Genomic DNA, 25030 nt, shown 5'->3' with positions numbered 1-25030 from the left:
TCAACGTATAAACCTTTAAGACAATATTAATGTTCCAAACTTCCACCGTCTTCACCTTCTAAATTTTCATGAACCAGTTCGTCCTTGGGAAAGTCTGCCCATTTTATAGGCGGATTCAATATTAATATTAAGTCCTTGAGTGATTTAGTAAGCAAATATTTTTGCTTATTCGATAGATAGTCCACGTAATATGGGTTGCTAAATATCCTCTCTATTTTCTTTATTAATTCTAAAGTTTGGTTATGCATGAATGTATGACTGCTTTTAATATATCTAGCTTGTAAACTATTTTCATTGACAACTTCTTTCACAGTTTCATAGTTTTTAGTGTACTGCTCGATTATCTGGTCAATACATTGTTTTGTATTTTCGTCGGCTATATCCTTAAAAGCATTCTCATTGGTAGCTTTTTTTATGATATCAATAGTGGACTTATTAATCTGTCTATCTATATATTTATCAGCAATGTAATTCCTCGTTTCTTCACTTATATTTAATTTATGAATATCAGTAAATGCATGCCTTCCAGCACCAGTTTGCTCTCCTCTTCTTAGCCAATCTGGATTAACGTCGGAGCCACGTATATATTTCTTTATAGTCTCCTCCGTGACATCACAAAGGCTTGCAATCAATTTGGCATCGTACTTTTCATTTTCTAATAATCGGTTAATCATTCTTTCCAACTGATATGCAGTTCTCTTTTTGGTGTGTAATTCTAATCCTAACCTTTTAACTATTCTTTCCTCTTCTGATGTAAGCTTTTCAACGCTACATTCAACATCTTCCATCCCCAAGAACTCAAGGGCGTAATAACGACGGTACCCATCCACTAGCACATATTGATTCCTACCTTCTTCCTCAACAATTAAAGGAGCTTTTAATCCATGCCTATTAATACTTAATTCTAAACTTAAATCCTTCTCCTTTTTTCGATATCTCGTCTCCAACCTTATCCGGGAAAGGCTTATCTTCTTTAGCTGCTTGCTCATGTTGAACCACCCATTTCATTTTTATTAATGGATATTCAATGAGTAAATTGTACTATTACAAAATTTTACAAACCATTATTAAAAGCCCAACACCTGTAAAGGTGTGGAATTAAATCATTAAGTAACTTTTATGCAGTTTAAAATGTGCCTTTGCAAATAGGAAAAATGTAGCTCATTGTACTTCTTGCCTTTGTCTCTCTGATAATGTATCTACCAATAGTCCAATTTCCCAACATTCTCTTTGTTTCTAAAAATCTATAATTTCTCCACCGTATTCATAATCACTACCATGGCATGCGCATTTACCACTATAGTTAAATTCACATGTCTCGCCAGCTTTGTTAATTTGCACTGCCACCCCTCCACTCAATAAGTACATCAATGTTTTTATAAACGATACGCCTTTTTAACCGGATCATTTCGAAGGCTAAGATTAGCTTTGCCATTGTTATCAGTAACAAGAATAAATGGACGGTTTATGTATAGTATGTCGGAAGAAACATCGAACTCTCCCTCTATATTTTGTGCCAGTATATTTTCTATCGATATGTCATTTATTTTGTTAACAATTGAAAATACAGCGATTAATTTTTGCTCATCATAATAAAAGCCATCTTTCCTCTTTTCGAAGGTGTGTGATTCATCTTCAGTCTCGATTACAAAATGGTTTTGTAATAGCTTTCCTAATTCCACTTTCTTTCCTGGAAACACAAAATGGTGGATATTAAGAGTAAAGTTACCGAATTCTTGTTTGAAATAAAGCTTATCGATGGTTCCACTTGTAACAGTCATCCCATTATCGTCTTTCCCAGTAAAACCAAACAGACCTTTCTTTGCGATTCCTTCAAACGTCTTAAACCCACGTACTTTCATAAAATCATAATATGGATTCTCTTTCAGGGTATCTAATGCTTTTTTTGGCAATTGTATACTGCAAAAGTCATTAATCTCTTTTTCCAAAATCGGTGGAGTTACATCCGTCATCGTATAACTATTTTCTTTTCTCTCAATCTTAAAAACTTCCTGTTTCGTTGTTTCAACAAAAAATACTTTATGTTCGTTTAGTTCTTCTTTTGTCAAAGCATTAGCCACGATTAGCCACTCCCTTTATAGAATTGCCGTAATAAGGTTATCAACCATATTTTTTAATAACTTAATTTTTTCATCTCTTGATACTTCTAGCTCGTCATACTCATTGTACTTCTTCGCTAAATCAGGAACTTGTTCCCAATAATATGTTCATACCCAACAATATCCGCCACTCATAATAACAGTGTTTCAATATAATTATAAAACTTTTCATGGTCTTCATTACATGCGTGCTTCACATCAATGTGAGACATTAACTTCTGAATACCTTTTATAATGAGTTCTGTGTCGTCTTCTTGTTTACCCACAATAGTAATTTTTGTTTCCAATTCATTTTCTTGAATCGAGTATTCACTGATTTTAACTGTATTCATACTTAATGCCACCTTTCTAACATTTTTATTTAGACTTTGAACTATAATCTACTTCTTCCTCGTTAGTTGGATCTGTAATCTTAACCTTCTCTCCATTTGAATTAACGCGATAATAACCTGTCTCATCTTGATGAAAATTTCCCCCACAATTTTTTATGTAGGCTTTCCCGTATTCACTATCGAAGTCAAACGGATTAATTCCCAGTGTTTTTTCAGCTTCAACAATAGCAAGTTGAATAAAATCAGCAGCTAAATTTGCTCTACTTGTTTCTAATTCTTTTGCAAGGTACTGCAATCGAAAATTCGTTTCATTTTCAATAGAAACTGAAAACTTCACTGGTTTTGGTATCTTTTCTATTTCTAACATTGCTATGCGTTCTTCAACATATTTCTGAATAGAGCTCACTTTGGGTTTCTCCTTAAAAAGATTATTTTTTACATTATCAAAAAGATTATTTTTAATATTATTTCTTTTATTATCTTACACATTGGTAATATCAATCAATAAAATCTTCTTAGTAATAATTCATACATTGTTTATCTGATACCATATACAAGATGAACATAAAGGCCCATCACCGACAAAGGGTGATGGGCTTTTGATTTAACTCTAAATAATGGGTTCTTCTAAGAATTTTTCCCTTTAATAACTTGTTCCCGCCATTAGTGTGATATGACACATCCCGGTCCTTGAAACCTAATTCAAAATACTCATTTTTTAAAAAAAGCAATTCTATCAATTAAACGATGTCGGATTAGACACCGTTACTTATACATAGAAAAAGCACTTGCCGAATGACAGATGCTTTCAGCTTTGGTCTTATCATAATATCGACAGAAGATGCAGAATGTTGGTGATACCGAAAGGGAATCCTTTGCGAAAGAGGCTTTTATCTCCTGCAAGGTAATGGGACAGACATTCCTTTCCAATCCTATGCTATTGGGACATGTTCCACAACCTTGATACCTGGAAAGAAAAAGGTGATGGCTTCCCAAATTAAAATTTATTGTTTCCGGGTGTATGTGCATACACCCTGGTTCCCAATGCATTCTTTATCTCTTTTATGTTGTTCAATTTCACTGCTTCCCAAATACTTTGATCGGTAATTGTATCGCTTCCCTGTAGATCAGAGACCGTTCGGGCCAGACGGATTATTTTGATTTGAGTCCGATTGCTCCAGCTTTTTTTTATAGAGAACTGTTGGAGTGTCCGCTCTTGTTCTTGTGTTAAGGGGCTTGTTTGTAACAAGGTATGATAGGAAACTCTGCCATTAGATATTTCCTTTCCATACCGCTCGTATTGCCTTTTTCTTGCCTCTTCAACACGCATTCTTATGTTGGACGAGGGTTCTTCCTTATTGCCTTTATCAGATTTCAGATTCACAGGGCGCAGTGATAGATTAATATCAAATCGGTCTCTTAAGGGACCTGAAATTTTATTTTGATAGGCTGTAATCTGCTTAGGATTACAGGTACAATAATGGGTATTGCTGCCAGTATATCCGCAAGGACAGGGGTTCATGGCCCCGATTAAAATAAATGAAGCTGGATAAGTAATGGTTGCCTGAGTCCGGCTGATGCTTACGATCCCGCTCTCTAAAGGCTGACGGAGCATATCGAGCGTCTTCTTCGTAAACTCTGCTATTTCATCAAGGAACAGCACTCCCCGATGAGCCAATGAAACTTCTCCAGGTTTAGGAAATTGACCGCCTCCAATGATTGATACACCTGATGCGGAATGGTGGGGACTGCGAAAAGGAGGTATTTTTGTATGGGTCCATGAGCTTCCACTCAGCTGGTATAGACTGATCATTTCAAGCTGTGCTTCGTTTGATAGAGGGGGCATAATGGATGGAAAGCTTTCTGACAAAAGGCTTTTCCCGCAGCCTGGCGGGCCAGTCATGAAAATATGGTGTTCCCCTGCAGCCGCTACCTCTAAAGCATATTTAGCATAGGGATGGCCTACAATCTGCTGAAAGTCAGTAAAATTTGTGCCTGTTTCCAGTTCTTTAGGCTTTGGAACCAGCGGGGTGATCATCTGCCCATTGAGATGGTGAATTACCTCTTCCAATGATGATATGTAGATAATATCCATTTCCTTAAAGTCCAGAACAGGTAATCTTTCATCAAAGGGCATGTACAGTTTTTTTAGACCCAGCTTTTTGGCAGCCAGTACTGCTGGAAGCATTCCCTCAACCGGCTGAACTCTGCCATCTAATGAAAGAGCACCGATGAAACCAATATGTTCCGGAATGGCCATCTTTAGCTCCTTTAGACTGATTAACACGCTAATCGCCATGGCTAAATCAAACATCGGACCATTCTTCTTCATCTCGGCGGGCGACAAATGAATAATAATCTTTTTACTTGATAGTGAATATCCTAATGAATGAAAGGCAGCCGCAATCCGTTCCTTTGATTCTTTCACAGCTGCATCCGGCAACCCAACAATCACAATCGAATCGACGCCGACCATTGCTTTCACTTCAGCGTAGACAAGATAACCCTCCAGCCCTCTTAAACCTACACTGGCTACTCTGGCACACATATTTGCCCCTCCTCATTCTTATTCAGGTTTTTTTCAACAAATATTTTATACTTCTTTTCAACCGGTGCAGGGAAATAGGATAATGTTTTATTGTGGTTCACATGAGGATTAAAATTAAGAGGATTTACATAGGAGGCATAACTGCTCCACTGATAATCGCCAAGGTTCACGACCATTTTAGCTTCTAAGGGGTTCCGATGTATATACCGGCTTACTTCTAAAAAGTAGGCATCTGTTTCAATTAACTTCGCTCCATAACGGCCCTGAAAAACGTGGCCATCCGTCTTCAATCTCTGATTCAGGTAAACAGCATAGCGGGAGTGCATTTCTTTCATGATATATTGGATATGGTGATGAGCAGTTTCGAGCTGAAGGTGAAGGTGGTTGGTCATTAAGCAGTAGGAGTGTAAAACAAAAGGCATCATGATGCGGACATCTTCCAAAATGGCTAAGTACATTTTGTAATCTAGATGATCTGTGAATATCGCCGAACGCCTATTTCCTCTGGCAACAATATGATACATCGCACCCGGATACCAAACCCGAGGCTGCCTCGGCATACAAATACCTCCTTTAACCCAAATGGAGAACATATGTTCTACACTTAAATCATAATCCACTCCTCCCCATTCGTCAAGAATCAAAACAAAAAAACCAGCTCAGCGACAACCAAGCTAGCGATTAATACTTCACCATATGTGTAGTTTAGGTACACTAAGAAAACAGTTCTTTCAAATCCCACGTCAAACCCTTGTAATTTGCTTGATTAGACCAAACCAATTTCTCTTGCAATATCCTTTTAAAGGTCCTGACCTTGTTTGTTTAAAGAGTAACTCTGCCAAATAGACAGAGACCGTTTCCGCATCCATCACCTTAATTTGGATAACTTCCTGTTTACCTCATCCAAATCAAAAAAATGAGGATTGAAGTTTCCCCCACTCCATGCAAGCAAGTGCTCATACTCTTCATTACTAGGGTCCGAAATGACATCAAGGAAATGCTGATAGCCATGCACACCTCCGACATCCTCCGGCGGGCATGCCCTTTCACCTTTCAGACACTCCGGAATCACTTTTCCTCCCTGAGAATAATAAGAATGCTGCACTTCTAAAAGGTGGCTCCAGTCATCTCCAAAGTCATAGTTGTATATAAGAACATCCTTTGGCTCAAGATTTAGGGAGCTCAGCTTTACCTTCGAGGCATCTTGAAGATAAGTCCCCGGAATAAAATATTCATCATCCGGAATGCCATATCTAAAAGGGCCATATTTAAACTCGTAAAGATGGTAACCCTCCCAGCCCATCACAATTTGAATTATTTTGTGAAGCTTCTTTAAGGTAATTCGGTCTGAGACACGAAAATCCCTATATATCGATGGCTCCAATTCGCGCAGAGTAATTCGAAATTCGTAAATAACAGGACCCTTCTTCCCCCTCGTATCCATTCAACCCTCTCCTCTTTATAAGATGCAACCATTATACCATCCATTCCCAACACACTCGACTGATAAAACCAAATCAATAGGCAGCAACCAGTCTACCCTTTAACACTTTAACGCATGTGGGGTCAGGCACTGGATTTTATTGTCTGGACAGGTCAAACGATCCCCCCTCGCTTTAAGAAAAGCACATTTAGAATGGGCGTATCGTTTACTCATTCATCCCAGGAGAATGGATAAAGCAAAAAATTCATTTGTGTTTACAACATTGATACTGTATAACAAATTAACTTCTTTTCTCAGTTTGAATAAAAACAGGCCGTCTCACTCCCCCGATTGAAATTCATTTTAACCGGTTCTACTCGTAACAGGTCATTGGCAGAAAGTTGCTCATTAATCAAATCGCTTGCCTTAACTTATATGACCAAAGGCAACTATCTGATTACCTTGGGATCGGATAAAACCAAATGAAAGGGCCGGTATCCTCGCAGCTTGTTATTCAACTTAATAGTTTAGTAGAACCCTGAAGAAATAGAGTTTTAACCTGTTTCTGCTGAAATATTAAAAAGAAGCCACTCTGCCCCCGGTTATGGCTCAGCGCAGAGTTAGCTTCTTTTTCGTTTTATAAATGCCTAATATTCACTATAACCAGCTTCCGTTCCATCTTCAGCAGGTATGTCTGTTTCTTCCACAAATCCTTCTTCAATGTTTTCTTCCGGATATTCTTCTGTTTCGTAATTGGAAGATTCGGTTTCCTCTTCTGCTACAGGTTCCTCATCGTAGCTAATAGCCGGTTCTTCCTGATATTCCTCTTCAATGAAAGAGCCAGTATCTTCTTCGGGCACAGCCTCTTCATAGCTTTCCTCTGTTTCATAATACTCTTGATAGGACTCTTCAGTTTCAGAATAAGGCTCTTCGTAGTACGCTTCCCCTCCTTCACCATACTCGTTATAGGCGTCTTCGGGAATATCCCACATGTTATACTCATTATAGAATTCATCATATTCCTGTACTTCTTCCCACACCATCGGGTTTTGAATCCAGGAATCGATAAATGGAATAACCTGCTGTACCGGGATCGAAAATCCAAGGGCGGATTGATTGACATAAGAAGCGCTGTTGATTGCGATAACTTCGCCTGTCTGCTTATGAATTAACGGACCTCCGCTGCTTCCCGGAAAAATCGGAGCCGTGGTTTGATACACATCTTCATAAACAAAAGGAGGTATTTCGAAATCCCGTTTGAGACCGCTTATTATACCTGTTGATACAGAGTCTTTAAGTCCGTTGGGGCTGCCGAACGTGATTACTTCCTCTCCCTTCACTGCCTGGTCCTTGGATACTGAGAGCGGCTGCTTACCTTCCAGGGCAGGCACATGAATTACAGCTACATCCGTTTCATCGCCAATCCCAATCACTGTTCCTGCCAGAATTTCATTATTAACTGTTTGGATCTCTACATCCTTGTATCCAGCAACAACATGGGCATTCGTGACAATATGCCCTTTGTTATCATACAAGAAGGCAGAACCAAGGGAAGGACCTGCGATGACTTGAAAAACTTTGTCCTCCGAGAATTGGATGATATCTTTTAGAGTTTTCTCTTCTTTCACTGACGCATTGGGCACCGCTGTTTGCTTCTCAACTACTTGAACGGTTTTTACTTCTTTCACGATGATTTCAGGTTCGGTCTTAGCTTCCGTATTTTCCTTCGTGCCGCAAGCCGATAATCCCAATAATGCTGCAACAGAAAATACAAGAAACTTGAATTTAAGCGCTGTTTTCATAGTTCAATTCACCTCATGCTTTCTTACTATTTTTTAATTACTAATTATATCGGCAGTTTTTTTTACTATTAAAGCAGCCAAGCCCAACGGATTACATGATGACGGTCTGCCTATATGCATAGCTTTATCTAAAATTAAGACTAGACCAGATTCAAATAACAGTCCGGCGACTGTCGTACTGGCCTTCTATGAAAAATAAAATTGATTTCCGTAAACTAATGAATATTATGGAAAAATTCTATCGCATAAACAGCGTAAGAAAAGCCCCGTTATATACGAGGCTTCTTTTATATGGGCGTCTTGTCTCCAATATTGGTTTACTTTTATCTCTGTAAATCCTTTGGCATCCAGACACATAAAGAAGGCTGAAATTTGCCCTCTATTCAATATTTCATTCACGTTATAGCTTTCATACGTTTTTTGTCCGTTGCGCGCTGTTGCTAAACCATTGTCATACATGAATTGTACAGCGCTTCTTAAATCTGTTGGCTTTCCCAAAACAGCTGTTGCGAAAACTTGAGCAAGTGTCCCACGAGTAACAGGAGCATCTTTTATTTTATCATTTGCATAACCATTTAATGGAAGCTTGTATCCTTTTAATACATCATATATTGGCTGAACCCAATGGTGATTTTCATGTTTCCACTTTGAAATAGCGGGCAACGATGGTGGCTAACTGAGCTAACAGGAGAATGGGAATTCGTGAAAAAAGGAGTCAGAGCTTTTAAAAGAACTTTTGGTCATTTTGGGATAGCAATAACAGCTCAAAAATAAATTATCAGAAACATTTATGATTGAACAGCAACCAGGCCTCCCTTTAATACTTTAACGTATGTGGGGGTCAGACTCCTTAATTCTGAAATCACCCGCTCGATTTTTATAAAGTAATTATAAAACAAAAAGGTAGGATTCCTCAAAATAATCGAGAAATCCTACCTTTATTTAGAGGACTTTTGTGTATTGCAAAATAGAAGTGCAGAGCTTTGCAAAAGGAAAATGCAGAGTCCTGCACTTTATTTAATAGGTGCATAAAAAAAGACTTGCCAGCCACCCCAAGTCCCTCTACTGTAATGGTGTCGAATCAATACAGAGTGGAGGATCATGAAAGGATGCTAGCAATGTCTGATATTAATTGTATCAAACACCTAAGAAACAAAAAAGGATTATCTATAACAAAGATTAAGGAAACATTAGGGATTAATTGGAGGACAGCTAAGAAATATGCCGATGAGGATCAATTACCTGATTCTAAGATTAAACAATCCAATGGAATGATGTATACAGATAAATGGGGAGAAATAGTTTCAGATTGGCTCTTTGAAGATAGCAAATTAAAGAAAAAGTTAAGGCGAACAAAAAAACAGATGTTTAAAGAACTTTTGGACCTTGGTTTTACTGGTTCTTACAGAACAGTCTGTTATTTTATATCCGACTGGGAAAATAGCCATAACGAAGAACTTGATAAAGGTCACGATCGGTTAGAACATCCTCCAGGCGAAGCACAAGTAGACTTTGGCTTAATGGAAGTTGTAAAAGATGGAGAGTTTATGGATACTCATGTATTAGTCATGTCCTATCCACATAGTAATACAGCTTTTGCGGTACCATTACCATCCGAAAATCAAGAATGTTTTCTTCAGGGGCTGAAACTCTTATTTTCACAATCGGAGGGTGTTCCCCGAAGAATAAGAATTGATAATTTAACACCAGCCGTTAAGAAGGTGAGATCAAAAACCGAAGAAGCAAAATTAACAGATGCTTTTATCCAATTCCAAAACCATTATGGGTTTGAAGTCCAGGTTTGTAATCCACGCAGTGGACATGAGAAGGGTAGTGTTGAAAATAAAGTAGGTTATATTCGGTACAACTTTTTTACAACATCTCCAGTAATGAATAGCTATGAAGAATTAACGGAAACACTTCGTGTTCAACTGCAAAACGATAGGCAAAGACTTCATTATGAAAAACAAGTAATGATTGAGGATCTTTGGAATATAGAGAAGAACTTTTTACTAGAGTTACCAACGGAAGATTATCCAGTCTTTAAAGAGGTAGAAACAAAGGTGAATAAGTTTAATGAAGCGAAGATAGATAATACATTAATACATATTCCAAAAGCATCAAATTATCCATTTATTTATTTCGTATTAAATTGGGATAAATTTAAAGCTGTTTCCTCCGATGGGGAAATTCTGTTAGAAGATTTTAGACCATACATGAACAAAAAACGAGCTATTCCATGGATATCAATCTTCAAGGATTGGATTCGAAAACCAAGAGTAGTCCCTTATTCAAGATATCAAAAATACCTACCGGGACGAGTTAATGATTACTTGATGGTTGATGATTTAGTGGTTCGCAAAGAGAGATTACTAGAATTAGTTAATTTACTCGTAACACATGATATGAAAAGAATTAATGAGGAATTTTTTGATTTAATTTCTGGGAAGAACGAGAACCCCTTCGGGCTAGACTGGTCGGAGTATGATTCCTTGGCGCCACTAGAAAGGAGTGAGTAATTATGAGTGACACTATCCGTTCTATGTGTAAGTTATTAAGATTGGCCTATGTTTCGGAAATTTACGAGACAATCCAATTCGACTCTCCTACACAATATTTAGAATCGTTATTTAAAGAAGAGTTTCGTTTACGCGATAAAGCAAAGGTGCAGCGCCTTATAAAAAATGCCAAATTTTTAGACTCTAAGAGTTTAAGTAATTATGAATGGAACGAGAGAATTCGATTTCCAACACAAATCGATAAAGATTGTTTAATGAGCCTTGATTTTATCAAACAAAAACAGAATGTCGTATTAATTGGCTCACCTGGGACTGGAAAGTCCCATTTAGCAACAGGATTAGGAAGAAAAGCATGTGAAATGGGATATGAGGTGAGATTCTATCGTGTTTCTCTCCTCATCGAACAATTAGAACAGGCATTAAAACAGGAAAAATTGCCTTCCTTTAGGAAACGGTTTGAAAAGGTAGATTTAATTATTCTGGACGAAATGGGCTATCTACCTTTCAGCAAGGAAGGATCAGAATTATTGTTTCAACTTATTGCAGATTGGTATGAACAGAAAAGCATAATCATTACTTCAAATCTTGAGTTTAGTCAATGGAATCGCATATTTATTGACTCAAGATTAACAGCTGCTTTAGTAGATCGATTAATTCATCACGCACACGTCTTAACGTTCAATGGTGGAAGTTACAGGCTTTCAAACGCACTGTCTAAGGCCAGATAGTTATTGAAATTGGGTGGCAAAACTCTGCAAATAGTCTTGCGCAACTCTGCACTTTTTTCTTGCAAAATACAACTTTTTCAGTGCCCTCGATTGAAAGCTAGGCTTTTTTAATAGATTTCCGTATCCATATCGATAATATCTATAAGAAAACTAATAAAACTAAACCTAAATATTAAGCATAGAAACAACAATCTCGCTGTTCTTCACAGAAAAACAAATCTTACAATCTGCCCAAGGACAGTCCCTGACGCTTAATAAACTCTAGCGCCTCTTCAATCGTATCAAATTGCTTTGCACCCTCTAGTTTAAGTTTGTTACCAATTATAATGGATAGGCCTGCTTCTGTAAGCATCGGTATGTCGTTAGTGGAGTCACCAACTGCAATAACTTCATCTTTTGTTATTTTTTCTTGACGAAAAAGCTCTAGCATAGAGACTCCTTTATGTACGTTTTTCGGGATGATATCTATGGCATCTATATGAGTGTACATCACATAACCATCTTCGTGTTGATTGACTAAGTCACTCATAAACTCAGATAACTCTGTGATGTGTTCTCTGTTTTTAGGAAAGAATGTTAAGGCTACTTGATTGGGTTGGAGCCAAACTTTATCAGTGAAGGTTTCAAGGACCTTTTCCTTGATTTCATCTAGTATGTCTCCTCTTTCAACAAGCTGAATTTCTCTATTTTCAAATGGATATAAGAGGATACTCCCGTTTTCACCGATGACTATGGGTCTACTGATGCCGATTCCCCTTGCGAACCCAGAAAGGTATGCAGCATTTTTTCCTGAGTTAAAAACAATGGTGTAGCCCATTTCCTCTAGATCTTTAATTTGATTCGCAACATGTCTTTCAATCCCTTTACCAGCTTCAGCAAGAGTTCCATCCAGGTCGAATACAATCATTTTATATTTCATTTTATCTGCCTTCCTAGTCTAATGAGTTTATACAACCCAATCCACAATTGTTATTTTAATCATACCATTCTTTTCAAACACTTATTAATTTTTAATATAGATACATTAAAATCATGGTAAAATATTGAAATAAATGGTGAGGAAGGAAGCAAGAGATGAAAGCTGAAGTTTATATCCTTGGATTATTTACATTTAAAGACGAGGACAAAAAGAATAAAGTATTCAACGATAGGGAATTAAATAAAATCAATGAAAATATTAATAGCACAGATGGATTAAAACTAAAAAATATACAACCAAACAGCAGATGGAAAATGTATCAATTAGATATAAGTGAGATTCAAACGAAGATCCCACTTACAAAAATAACCTCCGCCTCTATGGGCTATTATCATCATCGGCTTATCTTTCGTTTTCAATTAACAGGAGAACGAATTGATATTGATTTAAGGAAAATAAGAAAAGTGTTCAATGATTATTCAAAAAATATCATTACAAATAGTATTATTAATCCAAATAAAGTCTATGATTTTAAGCATTGTGATACCTATCAATTAATATTTCTAAAGAATCGCCAGTTTCTTAGATTCAGTAAAGAAGATGCTGTGTTTTCTAATGATACAACTACAATGACTTTTGATATTAGCGAACCAAGTGCCATTATGCCATTTGGAAAAAAATATAATATTAGAATAAGTATTCCGTCAACTATTATTACTTCTAAAGAAAAAGTCAGTGACGATTTCTCTAAGGCTATGATAAATGCTATCTATCAATCATGTTTATATGAAATTAAAGATAAAAGAAAAATGAAAAATGAGACAACAGAATTATCGGAAGATCAATTAGTAAAGCTGTGGCAGCATATTATCGATACAATGGGAGGAAGAACTCTGGACAAAAATATTGCCAAAATTTCCCAAACAAACCTAGTCGTTGCCGTTGCGGCCCTCCTTCTAGGGTTAATAGCTATAGATGCCAAAAAGATATTCTCTTTTGCTGATTTCATAAAGCACATACTTATTACCTTCTTCTAAGTTGACGTACTTCATATAAGGAGCTTAATACCTTAGGTTAAATATGTATTTTATAACTAGTAAATACCCCAAGCAATAAATAAGAAAGGCAAAATGAACAAATCAAATTTTTTCTTTGCCTTTCTTTTTTCCCCCTTAAACTAAATCTTATCTCCATCGCACAGCTCTTTACCCTCACACCTTCTCCAAACATCCCAATTTTCTTTCCTCGTCACTCTTCTGTATACATATAGAGTCGTGGAGATTACGGTAAAGTAATAGCATAAGAAAAAAAGCTTAACCGTAAGTGTTCGGTTAACCTATTTCAAATTTAATCAAACAATTGATTAATGAAATTATTTATTAATGAGTTATAAAAAAATCCCACTGAAGTTATTTACTATCGAGAAAGAACAAGTAGTTAGGAAATAATATTTAATTACCTTAATAATTAATTTAGATGATGCAGTATGTGGGGTCAGGTACCATTCTTTCCCAAGCTGTAAAATAATATTAAACTGCCTGCCCCATTTGTTAGAAACAAAAAAATGCTCAACGGTAACCAAGCAAATCTTTGACACTTTAACGCATGTGGGGTCAGGCACCTGATTCCCGTCCCAACTGGGTCGATACTCGCTCTATTTCATCTTTCTCCAATAAAACATCCACATATTCCCTAGGCAGCCTATCATAACCACAAGCGAGCCCCGCCAATCCTCCTGCAATTGCCGCTATTGTATCAGAGTCATCTCCCTCATTGGTTGCACCGATGACTACATCTAAATATGAATCAGAGTTTAATAGCCAATAAAGGACCCAATGCATGGTGTGAACAACAAATCCACTAGGTGGACACGTTGGCGTCTCGCCGTTTAAAGCAAGGTCATAAATAGTCCCTTTGATTTCATCTCGGATTGCTTCTTTTAAATCTTTGCCATGTAGGACGTGATAAGCGACTCGGTTATATATGATGCAGGCTTCGTCGGCTTTAGAATCATAGTGGGTCATTTTCGATTGTTTTCTTGTGATCGCTTCGACTTCTTCTATGTCTTTGTAGGCTAAGGCGATTGGTAGACAGCGCATCAAGGAGCCGTTACCAGCCGTCATTTCGCCGAGATATTCATAATGTGCCTTTTTAGCAGTCTCAAACCAATTTCCGTCGTTGAAATGCCTCAATACTGTACTAATAATAATCCCGACATCCTTTGGGCCGGAAGCATACCATTTTAGGAATTCCTCTCCAATGGCCTCCACTGCCTCTGCCGGATTTTTTAAAATTCCTCGCGCTACAGCCAAGGTCATTGCTGTATCATCAGTGGTTTCTCCTTTTGCTAAGTTCCAGCAACCGCCGCCAATGATTTCCTTTACATAACCATATCGTTTCTTTATTTCATCTTTTGTTAAAAATTCAGTCGTTCCGCCCAACGCGTCACCAATAGCAAATCCGAATAATGCACCTTTAATTTTATTTAACATGAAATTCACCTCTACTCATTTATACAATAACACCACGACATAAAAAGTGGTGGATGATATTTACAATGAATCTATAAATCTATACGGAGTTGATCTTATGTCTGCATGGAGTGAAGAGCAACAGGTATGTGCCTCCTGCCGGTATTAGTCTGGCAGAAGAGAAATAGACTTTACCGCTTCCCATTTCAATGCCAAGGAACAAGCCGCTTCTTGTCAAAAACCCCTTAGTCCTTTTCATGGAGTTTTGATAGGGGAAGGTTCTTACTGCCCCATGTGGGAAGCATTTGGAGACAATAATTAACTATATATCAAGGGGTGGGTCTCATGAATGACACCCCTTCGCTATCAAAATATCCCTCAAATGCGCTGGAATATGTTCCTTATATAAGTCTACCGAAGAACCAAAATCCTTTTCCAGAGCTGCCCCTGATAATAGAATTGTCTCCTTTGAAAATTTCTGGAGTTCCTTTACATATTCCATTACCTTACCCAACCTTCGATGACCTTCAAAGATTGGTGGAGTAATAATCAATGTAACCACTTCTACCTCCATTAAACGCAATTGTTGTACCAATAGGATTGCTAGTTCCGCCTCAAAATCATGTTCAAAACTAGTTTGTAAAAAAACCTTTTTTACGTTCCTCATACATTGGTAATGGTCACGAGGATTTTTGGCCTTTTCAATCGCCACAATCGAAAAAGGCAAATCCCGTTTTATGGGCTCTAGGTAGGAAATTGCCTGGCCCCCAACAGCTATTAACACTGTCTCCCTAAGCGTAGTAGGCATGCTTACCTTACATTGGGCTAGCTTTCTTTGGAGTATGAGTTCGGGTGATAAGGCCGGTCCCGCATTTACCAACGTGTAACAACACGGGCAAGGAATCGTTTCAGGGGCATGATAAATCACCGCCTCTCTTCCGCACGTATTACATAACAACGCATGCAGTACCGAACCATTGTCAGAATCATAAAGCGCTAGTTGTTCATGGCTATTTTTACAATGAAAGCAAATGGTCAATCCACTTCGGCATTCCGCCTCCACTATTTCCTCTTTCAAGATTTTTTGATAGAGTTCGCGCCAAACTGATCTGGCCTGAAGATTTTTGGCTGACAACAGCTGCTCCTCTACTCTCTCAATTAACGTTCTCATCCTTCTAAAGCCACCTGTTATCCATTGACCGCTCCAGCCACACTCACATTGATAGTGATGTACACTCATTACCATTTCATTACCCCGCTTTCACCATTTAGGGGAGCGTTTATGGATGCCCCCCTAATAAATCGCTTCACATGCTAAATCCTGTCTCTTTGTGGGCTTTCTTTCGGACAAGAAATCAATCCACAAGCTAATTCCTTTCTCTTTGCGGGCTTCTTTCAATCAAGAAATCGCTCCATAATCAAGATCCGATAAAATATCAACAATCTGGCTCTTTTTATTGTTTTTGTTCTAGTATCCCGCAAATCTCGGAGATATTTCCTTGTAAAACATAATCAAATTCGTCATCTGGGGCCTCTCCATTGATATACACGACTGGAATATCATTGGCAGCTGCAAGCCTTGGTAGTTGATTAAAAGGGGATACCTGTAAGGATGTTCCCGCAACAATAATTAAATCACTGTTAACAATGGCCTCCTCACCACGATCAAACTGTTGAACGGCATCACCAAAAAAAACCACATTTGGGCGTAACACATGCCCACATTCGCAACGAGGGATGGACCCCACTTTAAAAACCTCTTTCAAACGATAAGTTCTTCCGCATTCCAAGCAGGAACAAGTTGTGACATTCCCATGGATTTCTAGCACATTTCTACTCCCAGCCTTTTGATGCAGTCCATCGACATTTTGAGTTAAAATTGTCACGTTCTTACCCGTCTCCTCAAGCTTGGCAAAAAACTGATGACCTTCATTTGGATTGATCATATCAATAGCTGTTACTACTGCTTCATTCGTTTGATACGGAATAATTTCATTTAAAGTAACCGCAAATAAATCGTAGTAACTGTCCCAAAATTGCTTGGGATCCTCTAAAAACGTTTGTTGATTAAGTGACCGAAGCAAATCAGGCTTCTGCTGCCAAACCCCAGCTGCTGCAGAACGATAATCAGGAATCCCGCTCATTGTTGAAATACCTGCACCCGTTAACACTGTAATCTTGTTGGCTGTTCTTATCCTTTCTGCCACAAGGTCCATAGCCTCATAATCTTTATTGGATTGTTCAGCACTTAACCGCCTAATTCTTTTCTTAAGCCCTTCATTAATCACACGTTTTAACGACTTTTCCAATTCCTTCATAACCTCCTTTGTTAATGGGACCAACAATTTTTCATTTTCATCAATGGGTGAGAGTTGCCAGTAAGAACTGCTCAATGAAGGGAGTTCATCAATCGTATCCAGCAAATGTGTTGTAAACTTTCCATATCGACTTATAGTAGCCTCGGCATTCGTGGCCCCTTCATGGTATAGCAAGTTCCAGGTTTGTTTATAACTTAACCCCATTATCTCACCGTTGTTTCGGTTCTTAACCATGTATCCGACGGTAGTAGGCATCTGATAAACGGAACGAACGGTAAGAACATGCAAAAGCTCATATGGGTTATTTTCATTCACTAAAACTCCTTTTTTAATATCCCAAGGTGCATCGACCCGCTCCTTCTCCTCTGCATCAAAAATATAGTCACACAGTATAAAATTTCCATACTGGTTCGTATGATGTAAATCCTTAATCCTGATCTGACTGCTAAAATACTTCCGAACATCCCCAGCCTTTATATCCTTAGGCAAATCATTCTTTGAAAACACGATTTTCCTCGTCTCATACCGTGGCATATACAACGTCCCCCTTTAGATTTTATAAATTTATTATAAAAACTCATAACCACCTAAAAAGTTGTAGTAAGTAGACAACGCAAAACAAAAAATGTTGCAATATTTTGTATTTAATGGTACTATATGGTTATAACTTGGTATAAGTAATTTCTAAAGGTCGTTCTGTATAAAAGTCAATATTTTTTAATTAAATTATAGTTTGTAACCCCTTCATATCATTGGTATGAAGGGGTTTTTTGCCGTGGGTTTTTTGTTTTTTTATATAAATAAGTTTTTATATAAAAGGAGGCGTTTGTATGTTTAATTGTTTAAAGGATAAAAAGGAAAGAAATAAGAAAGAGGTTAATGTGTTTGTTGGAATGAATTTATTAGTAGAAAGAGTTAGGTTTAGTGAAAATAATGATGGTAATAAAAAAAAGGATATTGTATTATTACCGGCCAAAATTATCTCTACTAAATATTCCAAGTTTTATGTAATAGAAATTCAATCGAATTTTTATCATCAAACTTATCATTTAGCTATCTTTAAAACTGATTTTCATGAAAAAGTTTCTAATAACATTCTTAAACTTTAATATTTTTGATTTCCCTGTTTCTACAGGGAAATCATCCTTACCTTTTAAATACAAACTCCTCCTATAAATATGGTGAAAGGTGATGTGCAGATGGAAACAATTGAGATTTGGAAAATGGAAAACGAAACAGGCATATTAATTTTGAAAGGAAAGCCTAGTCCAGATGTTTTTTGGGTGGAACTTTATCAAGAAAATCTCTTGGTAGAAAAGTCTACGGAGATTCATGATTGGGATGATCAAATGGCTGGGCTTATGGAAAAATACGACTGGCAAACGTATGAAACCTATTTTGTCCATCCACTTTTCACTCGATTAGTAAGTAATTTTAGAAGGTTGAATGGTCATTATATTAAGCCGAACCCACGTGAACGAATTTTAGAATTATACGACCGGTTTTTGAATTGTGATGAAGTGGCTGTAAAAAAAACAGCCTATGAATTTTGTGTCGGACCAGAAGAAATCAAAGAGGATATACGAATACTAAGAAACCACCTAAAGTCACATGAAAAAGAAATTAACTATATTAGAAGCCATAATGTGTATAAACTAAAGAGTTAAGGCCAAATCCCCCTTTTCGCACGGACAAATGGCAAGTAAAAAAGTCAAAATAGCAAGTAACCAGACAAAAATGGCAAGTAAAGAAGTTACATTCTTATAAAACTTGGCAGCTTTAATAAAAAATACATGTGAAAAAACAGTTCTGCTGATTGATCACCGCCACTAAATAAGCAGCAGTAAGTTGATAAACTAATAATAGCTTTATACCACTTTACACACCCTCAACTGTTCAAAGAATGACCCAACTAAACACAAATATTAGGTAAGGGAGAGATTGAATGATAACAAAAGAAGAATTTAATCAGTGGAGAGAATGGTTAAGAACGGAATCCTCAATTAAACCGCCTGAGATCCTAACCTCGAATTACTGGGCTTGGAATTGTCGCGCTATGTTATCACGTTTCATGATGCGAGATAAAATTTATGAGCCTGCCCTTAGAATCATGGAAACCGTTGTCGAGCAAATACCCGAAGAAGATGATCATTATGCTTGGGCATTAAGTGATTTGGGCTGCCTCTATTGGAGAGTCCATCATAACAAGGAACAGGCACTTTATTACCTAAATAAATCCTTGGAAGTTTTGGACACGACTGAACAAAACCGAGAAAAACTATCTTTTTTTTCAGAAGGAGGCAAATATCTCAGTTACAAATTATCAATAATGGAACAAGCAGGTGAGATAGAAAAGGTCAAGGAAGAAGCCTTTCATGAAATAAAACGTTATCAGGATAAGTATCCTCATGCAAAATATAACAGCTATATTTTTTACGGATATTTATTTTTGGCTAGATTAAAAAAGAAGGAGCAGAACCTTCCGTTAGCGGTTGAATATATAAAACACGCCTTAGCAGCATCTGAATATGTAGAGGAATGCCGCCAGATTTGCAACAGCAGCAAAGAAGATGCGGAAGTCTTATATAGCAAGCTGGAGACACTGAGTCACTCGATGATTGTTTATTTTAATGTTTAGTATGAATAAAGGTCTCTCTGTTAAACAGGGAGACCTTTTACATTTATTGTACAAATTCTTTATATAATTTAGTAAGGTATTGATTTAGACGGCTAAAATCTATCCGATCCAGTAATACATTCATTTTATGTGAAATTTCATTCATGTCATCCCAGTCGTTAACTTCTATTTCTTCCTTCACCAATCTAGAATATTTCCCATCTTCGTTTGCCAGAGCACCTCGTGTAATGGTAAAACGTTTATCTCTTTCCCGATCTTTTTCGTGTAAGAAATTTAATAGATCCCGTCTCGACTTGATTGTTGGATTATATGGTCCTAACTCAAGCTTTAATCCTAGCCTATCATCCATTTTATAAAAGAAATAAGAAAAGGCATAGCGAGATTTCCATCTATTAGTTAAAACTGGAATCGTATTTTTAAAGCTTGCCGGGGCAAACCAATATTCCTTTGGCCCCTTATAAAACAAATAACTCTCATAAGAATCTAAGATATCTTCTCGTTCATTAATCGTTTCATAGGAGCTTATAAAGGCATTGGAACTAGAGTTAGTCATCGGGATCTCTTCAGGAGCTTTGCTGTTTTCTGCCATCTCCCCAGCTAACTTTGGAAAATCAGTTTGGACTCCTAACACCAGCTCTTGTTTAATTACTTGTTCAACCACACTCTCCCACAGTCTTTTAACTGTCTCCTGATCAACATTAGAAGCTTTATATCCCATCATTAAATTACCAGTAAGAAAATCATCTATTTTTATTACTGGTCTACGAAAGCCTACGTTTTGATCTGCATATGGTTGACATGGGAAGAAACTGAACATTCCATTAGCCGAATGGCGATTTTCATAAGTTACGCCTTTATATAAATGAAATGTTAATTGATCCCCTTCTTCTAGCTCTTCGTTTTCATCGCCTGCTTCTTGAGTTTCGAAATTTACTAAACAGCTCTTTGAAGTATCAACTGGTTTAGTTTTATCCGATTCTGAAAAGTTTTCTGGGTACAATGGTGCGATAGTGACATCAACATATGTTTCTGGTAATCCTTCAACCACCTCATCAATGGTATCGGCGTTATGTTGAATCGGATTACGGTCTACAACAAACACAGTATCGAGTACAAATTCATTTTGAACACAGGATCCAAATAAAATGAGAGAACCAAATTGTAATCTCGTTAATAAAGTTGGCGATAACTTCCCATTACTACTACGTCTATACTGTCGACAACATGTATAATAAAAATTATCCCCAAAAATAAAAGGGTCTGTATTTTGTTTACCTGTGTAGTTGGTTGGTTTTTCGTAAAAAGGTTCATGTAAGTAGTTAGGACCATTTACCCCATCCAGTTTCTGTAGCACTTTAGACTGTGCTTCCCATTCTCCCCAAAACATTAATTCAGCATTTTTCACTTCACTATTGTCCAGGCCCGTAATATACTTCCCTGGATTTTTCAAAAATTTCCGCTTATGGTCATTCTTATTCCACGCGAAAATATCCTCGCCGTTTTGTGGTTTATGTTCGCCTCCCGGATGCATAAATTGCACAAAAGTAGATTGTGAGTTTCCTCGATATGAACTCATAATAACTTCGCCCACCTCTCTTTTTTTCTTATTACTTAATAACTGGAAAGGAGTAACCCCTGCTGGACCAAAGAATAATTGTACTTCTTTCTCGTTTGATAGCTTTAAGTTTCTTCTTTTTAATAGATACGGTTGGGCTCTAAGCTCACCATCAGCTTTTTCAGGAATGGAATGAATAACCTCCCATTCCGATACAAAGTCAAAACCTAACTTTTCCGTCATGTTGTGCGCTGTGGACATCAGGATAATATCCGGCTGCAGGATTTCTACTAATTCTCTCCAAAGTTGAATACCTTTTTCTATTAATAAATGCTGCTGTTCTTTGCTTAATCCATTCCAAACAGGATCGGTTGGAAAAGGGGAATAAAGGTCCGTATGTAAAGCCGTATTCTCAACTGTGTCGCGCCCAGCAGAGTATCCACTGTTAACCCCTGATAAAACATGATTATATTGGTTAAACCAGTCCTTGTATGGTGCATGATAATAATAGTTTTTGAGGGAATCTAAATACCTCTCATAAAAATAATCATTTTTGTTAGCGGTGCTAATTGCCTTCATAGCTGGAAAACGATTAAATGGATCGGCTTTTGGAAACTCATTCCTAGATGGATTTATCGCTACTGTGATGATTTTTATTTTTGATGAAAAATATTTCTCATAATCTCCAAAAAACAAGATCGGCATAGCTTCTGGCATATGAATGGTTTTCAGCGCATTCTTTAATTCTGTACTTGATACAAATTCATACTCCTCCCAGCATTTCTTGGAGAGTTTGGTTAGTGCTGATATACTCATTTTTTCACCTCATCATTTTGGAAATAAATGGTTCCAGGATGGTTCATCTGTGGCTCTACAACCAAAGCTTCCCCCTTCAAAACTAAACTACCTTATGGCATAGTGACCATGGCAGTTAATTCAATATGTATAAACCAAGAAATCACCGCTTTATCAAAAGTAGAGCACTGATTGTACAGACCTAATTCTTTCAGGCATTTATCCGTTTCCGACCTAACATATAGTTGAAGCTCTCCGAATGATTTGTTGTTCGTAAATAGGCCCATTGCATTTGCTACATCTATTAAAATCTTTTCATTGGAAATAGTTGTAGAGATATCTCTTAGGAGAATAGTGAACAACCGGTTAGTATAGGCACCCGGAAAACTGACACCTTGCAAATATGAAAACCGATCTCTATAAACAAAGTATTCTCTAATAAGGTTTCTATTTTGATTTTGTGAGAAATCTCTCGTTAAAATTGAACGAATAACTGACTTCGTTTGCTCATGATCTAAGAACTCCTTAAAATTTTCCCGCGCCATTTTACCAGGACCTATCCCTGCCCAAAACTTTCCATTTGAGTATAAAAGATTATTCTTATCGTCTGCGAATAATGACATATTCTTGTTATGGATAAAATCTTCAATGGCTCTTTCTACTCTATACGTATATTCATCCCCTAATTCTTTAATACTTTTTTCGTCTTCTGTATGTCTATTTATCTCTACATATCTATCATAAGCTCTTTTCACTAATTCACATGTACTCACGAACATCCCCCCAATTCTAGTTCTCAGTAAATATAAAATTACCTTAATTATCGCACTATTTACATATGTTTACAAAATATTTTATAAGACTTTTTCTCTAGTTACCACTTAAGTCCGTCCGGCGAATCTCTACATCTTTAAGGAATTTTTCTTCTGTAATTCCGGATATCTCAAGGGTTACTTGCTTTACATGCTCTAACCGCGGACTTAGTTCGTAACCAGGCTGCAATAACATAAGATGCGCTACCCGAGTTACTAAAACATCATAAGGCTCGGCTCCCTTTTCACTGCAGCTTTTGCAATATGCACAACTAACAGGAGCAATTCTAGATGAAAACACACCTTCTGCCTGCTGAAAACCACAAACACAGCAAATCATCTTTGGTTCGTTCATCATTCCACACCCTTTCAATCTATATATAAACAGTATATCTTCTTATCACCACTTAATAGGCAGTGGTCACTTCGAGAGTAAGGAAACAAGGGGACGTTTCCTCTGTCTGCACTATGTGTCGAATGCTATTTTGCACAATATTGAAGAAGGCAAAGGCAGGCAGAGCCAGCTTCCTTCTTAAATCTCGCTCCATGTCAAATCCATTTTGGAGTCTGCAATTTTCATTGCAATACTGTGTATAAATTCTTGCAATTCCATGTATTTATTTTTTGCAAAATACAGCGGGGTCAGGTACTGGATTTTTTGTAGGGTCAGCGGTTCTCAATATTGTTACATTATTGAAACAATTTTCGTAAAATCCCGGTAGGTATTTTTTCATTGTTTGTTAAATTTTCTAATTAAAATATATTAAATGGATGTGATTTATATGAGCGGAATCAAATACAAAGTGTTGTTCGAAGATAGTTTAGATCATATGGAAGTTGAAACTGTGTTAATTAGTCCAATCAATAATGAAGTTGGAATTGCTGTTCTTTCCACGCTGTCTATAAATCCAACAGAAAAGCAGGTATATGTATACTCACTAATTTGGAATAGAACACTAAATTCCTATACTATTGATAAAGAACTTCAATCATTTTTATTCAGAGACCTTAGCTTTGCCAAAGAATTTATTGAACATCTACCCGAAATGTCAGCTTTCGAGTTAATGTTCGCTATGAATTCTATATCAATTTCAACTAAATATTAAAATCTTAATAATTAATAATAATTAATTTAGGTGATGCTGTATGTGGGGTCAGGTGCCATCCTTTTACAAGCTGTAAAATAATAATAAACTGCCTGCCCCATTCCTTAAGAACAAAAACAAAAAACCTTTTCAACGGCAACCAAGCAAATCTTTAACACTTTAACGCATGTGGGTCAGGCACCGGGTTTTCGCAAACCGGAGAGTGGCCTGCTTTTTGGGCTGTGCGCGGTGAGGTTTAACAAAATCCCTTAGAATGGTTGATTTCCCCTCATACCCCATAGCCTGAATTTCTTCAAGCAATACTACACAGTTCGTGGCCCCTTCTTGAATCCTTTGTAGAATATAGGGCTTGAATGGATCAAGCTTGCTTGGATTTGGTTTGCGGTTTTTAGCCTTTGGCACCTTGTCGCTGTTTATGTACTTGCTTATCGTCTTGCGGTCAAAGCCAGTCGCTTCGGCAATCGCCGTTTTCGTCCAGCCCTTTTGAAACAAATCTCTAATCATAAAAAATCCCCCTGTCTTCAGCACCGTCTCATGCGCTCCTAAACTAGTAAGCTATGAGATGATTATCTGTTAATAGTGGGGAATTTTAAACCGTTGTTATTGGGGATTTTAGCACCGATTCTGACAAAAATCTTAATAATTAATTTGTGATGCTGTATGTGGGGTCAGGTGCCATCCTTTTACCAAGCTGTAAAATAATAATAAACTGCCTGCTCCATTCGTTAAGAACAAAAACAAAAAACCTTTTCAACGGCAACCAAGCAAATCTTTAACACTTTAACGCATGTGGGGTCAGGCACCGTTCTTGGAGGTGGCGGAAGTTGTCCTGTAGGTATTGTACAGTTCCAGTCATTGTTGTATTCCTCCCATAATCTCTACATAAGTTGCCAAATCTCTTGTTTGTGCAGTGGCTTTCATTGCGGGGGTGTTTATCTTCTTTT

The 25030-nt window shown here is 37.3% G+C and carries 24 protein-coding genes and 1 pseudogene; 8 read left to right on the top strand and 17 right to left on the bottom strand.

The genetic code is table 11. The features are described from left to right. Window positions 1-26 precede the first annotated feature (26 nt). The 7 genes from D0469_RS09170 to D0469_RS09140 form a co-directional block, all read right to left on the bottom strand. On the bottom strand, window positions 27-989 hold the full coding sequence (locus D0469_RS09170) for a ParB/RepB/Spo0J family partition protein (RefSeq protein WP_117326450.1): 963 nt from the start codon (window positions 987-989) through the stop codon (window positions 27-29). Window positions 990-1376: 387 nt separating this feature from the next. After that, window positions 1377-2081 (bottom strand): hypothetical protein, encoded by a 705-nt coding sequence (locus D0469_RS09165; RefSeq protein ID WP_117326449.1) that lies wholly within the window; start codon window positions 2079-2081, stop codon window positions 1377-1379. A 170-nt stretch (window positions 2082-2251) separates the two neighbouring features. Beyond that, the gene (locus D0469_RS09160; RefSeq protein ID WP_117326448.1) at window positions 2252-2452 is read right to left on the bottom strand and encodes a hypothetical protein; all 201 of its coding nucleotides are present in this window, start codon (window positions 2450-2452) and stop codon (window positions 2252-2254) included. Between the two features lie 25 nt (window positions 2453-2477). Then, window positions 2478-2858: a hypothetical protein gene (locus tag D0469_RS09155; protein ID WP_117326447.1), complete on the bottom strand. Its 381-nt coding sequence runs from the start codon at window positions 2856-2858 to the stop codon at window positions 2478-2480. 591 nt (window positions 2859-3449) lie between these two features. Further along, entirely contained in the window at window positions 3450-5000 is a 1551-nt protein-coding gene (locus tag D0469_RS09150; RefSeq protein ID WP_117326446.1) for a YifB family Mg chelatase-like AAA ATPase, read from the bottom strand. Further along, window positions 4985-5560 carry a transposase gene (locus D0469_RS09145; protein WP_117326445.1) on the bottom strand — a complete coding sequence of 192 codons (576 nt, stop codon included), beginning with the start codon at window positions 5558-5560 and terminating at the stop codon, window positions 4985-4987. Before D0469_RS09145 ends, D0469_RS09150 begins: the two co-directional genes overlap by 16 nt. A 308-nt stretch (window positions 5561-5868) precedes the next feature. Further along, a complete protein-coding gene (locus D0469_RS09140) occupies window positions 5869-6444 on the bottom strand; it encodes a plasmid pRiA4b ORF-3 family protein (RefSeq protein ID WP_117326444.1) in 576 nt (191 codons plus the stop codon). 139 nt (window positions 6445-6583) lie between these two features. Here D0469_RS09140 and D0469_RS22130 point away from each other — a divergent pair, with 139 nt between their 5' ends. Beyond that, a complete protein-coding gene (locus tag D0469_RS22130; protein WP_158553403.1) occupies window positions 6584-6778 on the top strand; it encodes a WecB/TagA/CpsF family glycosyltransferase in 195 nt (64 codons plus the stop codon). Between the two features lie 292 nt (window positions 6779-7070). On the opposite strand, the gene D0469_RS09130 is transcribed toward D0469_RS22130, so the two are convergent. Next, window positions 7071-8225 carry a S1C family serine protease gene (locus D0469_RS09130; protein WP_117326442.1) on the bottom strand — a complete coding sequence of 385 codons (1155 nt, stop codon included), beginning with the start codon at window positions 8223-8225 and terminating at the stop codon, window positions 7071-7073. Window positions 8226-8450: 225 nt separating this feature from the next. Further along, window positions 8451-8888, bottom strand: a complete 438-nt coding sequence (locus D0469_RS21065; RefSeq protein ID WP_117326441.1) for a hypothetical protein — start codon at window positions 8886-8888, stop codon at window positions 8451-8453. A gap of 446 nt (window positions 8889-9334) precedes the next feature. Between D0469_RS21065 and istA the strand changes: the two genes are divergently transcribed. Then, complete coding sequence (gene istA, locus D0469_RS09120) at window positions 9335-10744, top strand: IS21 family transposase (RefSeq protein WP_117326440.1); 1410 nt, start codon at window positions 9335-9337, stop codon at window positions 10742-10744. Between the two features lie 2 nt (window positions 10745-10746). Then, the gene (gene istB, locus D0469_RS09115) at window positions 10747-11472 is read left to right on the top strand and encodes an IS21-like element helper ATPase IstB (protein WP_117326439.1); all 726 of its coding nucleotides are present in this window, start codon (window positions 10747-10749) and stop codon (window positions 11470-11472) included. 220 nt (window positions 11473-11692) lie between these two features. On the opposite strand, the gene D0469_RS09110 is transcribed toward istB, so the two are convergent. Beyond that, complete coding sequence (locus tag D0469_RS09110) at window positions 11693-12391, bottom strand: HAD family hydrolase (RefSeq protein WP_117326438.1); 699 nt, start codon at window positions 12389-12391, stop codon at window positions 11693-11695. Window positions 12392-12546: 155 nt separating this feature from the next. Here D0469_RS09110 and D0469_RS09105 point away from each other — a divergent pair, with 155 nt between their 5' ends. Continuing rightward, window positions 12547-13428: a hypothetical protein gene (locus D0469_RS09105; protein WP_117326437.1), complete on the top strand. Its 882-nt coding sequence runs from the start codon at window positions 12547-12549 to the stop codon at window positions 13426-13428. A 576-nt stretch (window positions 13429-14004) separates the two neighbouring features. On the opposite strand, the gene D0469_RS09100 is transcribed toward D0469_RS09105, so the two are convergent. From D0469_RS09100 to D0469_RS09090, 3 genes are all read right to left on the bottom strand, one after another. Further along, window positions 14005-14883 (bottom strand): ADP-ribosylglycohydrolase family protein, encoded by an 879-nt coding sequence (locus D0469_RS09100; protein WP_199478443.1) that lies wholly within the window; start codon window positions 14881-14883, stop codon window positions 14005-14007. A 322-nt stretch (window positions 14884-15205) separates the two neighbouring features. Then, on the bottom strand, window positions 15206-16108 hold the full coding sequence (locus D0469_RS09095) for a hypothetical protein (RefSeq protein ID WP_158553402.1): 903 nt from the start codon (window positions 16106-16108) through the stop codon (window positions 15206-15208). Between the two features lie 208 nt (window positions 16109-16316). Then, window positions 16317-17714 (bottom strand): SIR2 family NAD-dependent protein deacylase, encoded by a 1398-nt coding sequence (locus D0469_RS09090; protein WP_117326434.1) that lies wholly within the window; start codon window positions 17712-17714, stop codon window positions 16317-16319. Window positions 17715-18010: 296 nt separating this feature from the next. Here D0469_RS09090 and D0469_RS09085 point away from each other — a divergent pair, with 296 nt between their 5' ends. The 3 genes from D0469_RS09085 to D0469_RS09075 all read left to right on the top strand — a co-directional run bounded on the left by D0469_RS09085 (window position 18011) and on the right by D0469_RS09075 (window position 19818). Continuing rightward, window positions 18011-18289, top strand: a complete 279-nt coding sequence (locus D0469_RS09085; protein WP_117326433.1) for a hypothetical protein — start codon at window positions 18011-18013, stop codon at window positions 18287-18289. Between the two features lie 90 nt (window positions 18290-18379). Then, on the top strand, window positions 18380-18847 hold the full coding sequence (locus tag D0469_RS09080) for a hypothetical protein (protein WP_117326432.1): 468 nt from the start codon (window positions 18380-18382) through the stop codon (window positions 18845-18847). Window positions 18848-19125: 278 nt separating this feature from the next. After that, on the top strand, window positions 19126-19818 hold the full coding sequence (locus D0469_RS09075) for a hypothetical protein (protein ID WP_117326431.1): 693 nt from the start codon (window positions 19126-19128) through the stop codon (window positions 19816-19818). Window positions 19819-19861: 43 nt separating this feature from the next. Here D0469_RS09075 and D0469_RS09070 read toward each other — a convergent pair whose 3' ends face one another. From D0469_RS09070 to D0469_RS09060, 3 genes are all read right to left on the bottom strand, one after another. After that, window positions 19862-22189 carry a hypothetical protein gene (locus D0469_RS09070; protein WP_117326430.1) on the bottom strand — a complete coding sequence of 776 codons (2328 nt, stop codon included), beginning with the start codon at window positions 22187-22189 and terminating at the stop codon, window positions 19862-19864. A gap of 92 nt (window positions 22190-22281) precedes the next feature. Continuing rightward, window positions 22282-22941, bottom strand: a complete 660-nt coding sequence (locus D0469_RS09065) for a hypothetical protein (protein ID WP_117326429.1) — start codon at window positions 22939-22941, stop codon at window positions 22282-22284. 97 nt (window positions 22942-23038) lie between these two features. Continuing rightward, window positions 23039-23338 (bottom strand): hypothetical protein, encoded by a 300-nt coding sequence (locus D0469_RS09060; RefSeq protein ID WP_158553401.1) that lies wholly within the window; start codon window positions 23336-23338, stop codon window positions 23039-23041. Between the two features lie 424 nt (window positions 23339-23762). Here D0469_RS09060 and D0469_RS09055 point away from each other — a divergent pair, with 424 nt between their 5' ends. Continuing rightward, window positions 23763-24086: a hypothetical protein gene (locus D0469_RS09055; protein WP_117326427.1), complete on the top strand. Its 324-nt coding sequence runs from the start codon at window positions 23763-23765 to the stop codon at window positions 24084-24086. Between the two features lie 192 nt (window positions 24087-24278). Here D0469_RS09055 and D0469_RS09050 read toward each other — a convergent pair. Further along, window positions 24279-24614 (bottom strand): annotated as a pseudogene (locus D0469_RS09050) (IS21 family transposase); the annotation flags it as partial. Between the last annotated feature and the right edge of the window lie 416 nt (window positions 24615-25030).

Source organism: Peribacillus saganii, assembly GCF_003429095.1.
GTDB lineage: Bacteria > Bacillota > Bacilli > Bacillales > DSM-1321 > Peribacillus > Peribacillus saganii.
This window is presented reverse-complemented; position numbering and strand designations above follow the sequence as displayed.

Coding starts and splice junctions, on each gene's coding strand:
- D0469_RS09080 (WP_117326432.1), top strand. CDS start 18,380: ATGGAAACAATTGAGATTTGGAAAATGGAAAACGAAACAGGCATATTA.
- istB (WP_117326439.1), top strand. CDS start 10,747: ATGAGTGACACTATCCGTTCTATGTGTAAGTTATTAAGATTGGCCTAT.
- D0469_RS09105 (WP_117326437.1), top strand. CDS start 12,547: ATGAAAGCTGAAGTTTATATCCTTGGATTATTTACATTTAAAGACGAG.
- D0469_RS09100 (WP_199478443.1), bottom strand. CDS start 14,883: ATGTTAAATAAAATTAAAGGTGCATTATTCGGATTTGCTATTGGTGAC.
- D0469_RS09170 (WP_117326450.1), bottom strand. CDS start 989: ATGAGCAAGCAGCTAAAGAAGATAAGCCTTTCCCGGATAAGGTTGGAG.
- istA (WP_117326440.1), top strand. CDS start 9,335: ATGCTAGCAATGTCTGATATTAATTGTATCAAACACCTAAGAAACAAA.
- D0469_RS09075 (WP_117326431.1), top strand. CDS start 19,126: ATGATAACAAAAGAAGAATTTAATCAGTGGAGAGAATGGTTAAGAACG.
- D0469_RS09090 (WP_117326434.1), bottom strand. CDS start 17,714: ATGCCACGGTATGAGACGAGGAAAATCGTGTTTTCAAAGAATGATTTG.
- D0469_RS09130 (WP_117326442.1), bottom strand. CDS start 8,225: ATGAAAACAGCGCTTAAATTCAAGTTTCTTGTATTTTCTGTTGCAGCA.
- D0469_RS09055 (WP_117326427.1), top strand. CDS start 23,763: ATGAGCGGAATCAAATACAAAGTGTTGTTCGAAGATAGTTTAGATCAT.
- D0469_RS09145 (WP_117326445.1), bottom strand. CDS start 5,560: ATGCCGAGGCAGCCTCGGGTTTGGTATCCGGGTGCGATGTATCATATT.
- D0469_RS09110 (WP_117326438.1), bottom strand. CDS start 12,391: ATGAAATATAAAATGATTGTATTCGACCTGGATGGAACTCTTGCTGAA.
- D0469_RS09070 (WP_117326430.1), bottom strand. CDS start 22,189: ATGAGTATATCAGCACTAACCAAACTCTCCAAGAAATGCTGGGAGGAG.
- D0469_RS09150 (WP_117326446.1), bottom strand. CDS start 5,000: ATGTGTGCCAGAGTAGCCAGTGTAGGTTTAAGAGGGCTGGAGGGTTAT.
- D0469_RS09085 (WP_117326433.1), top strand. CDS start 18,011: ATGTTTAATTGTTTAAAGGATAAAAAGGAAAGAAATAAGAAAGAGGTT.
- D0469_RS09160 (WP_117326448.1), bottom strand. CDS start 2,452: ATGAATACAGTTAAAATCAGTGAATACTCGATTCAAGAAAATGAATTG.
- D0469_RS09060 (WP_158553401.1), bottom strand. CDS start 23,338: ATGATGAACGAACCAAAGATGATTTGCTGTGTTTGTGGTTTTCAGCAG.
- D0469_RS09095 (WP_158553402.1), bottom strand. CDS start 16,108: ATGGTAATGAGTGTACATCACTATCAATGTGAGTGTGGCTGGAGCGGT.
- D0469_RS09140 (WP_117326444.1), bottom strand. CDS start 6,444: ATGGATACGAGGGGGAAGAAGGGTCCTGTTATTTACGAATTTCGAATT.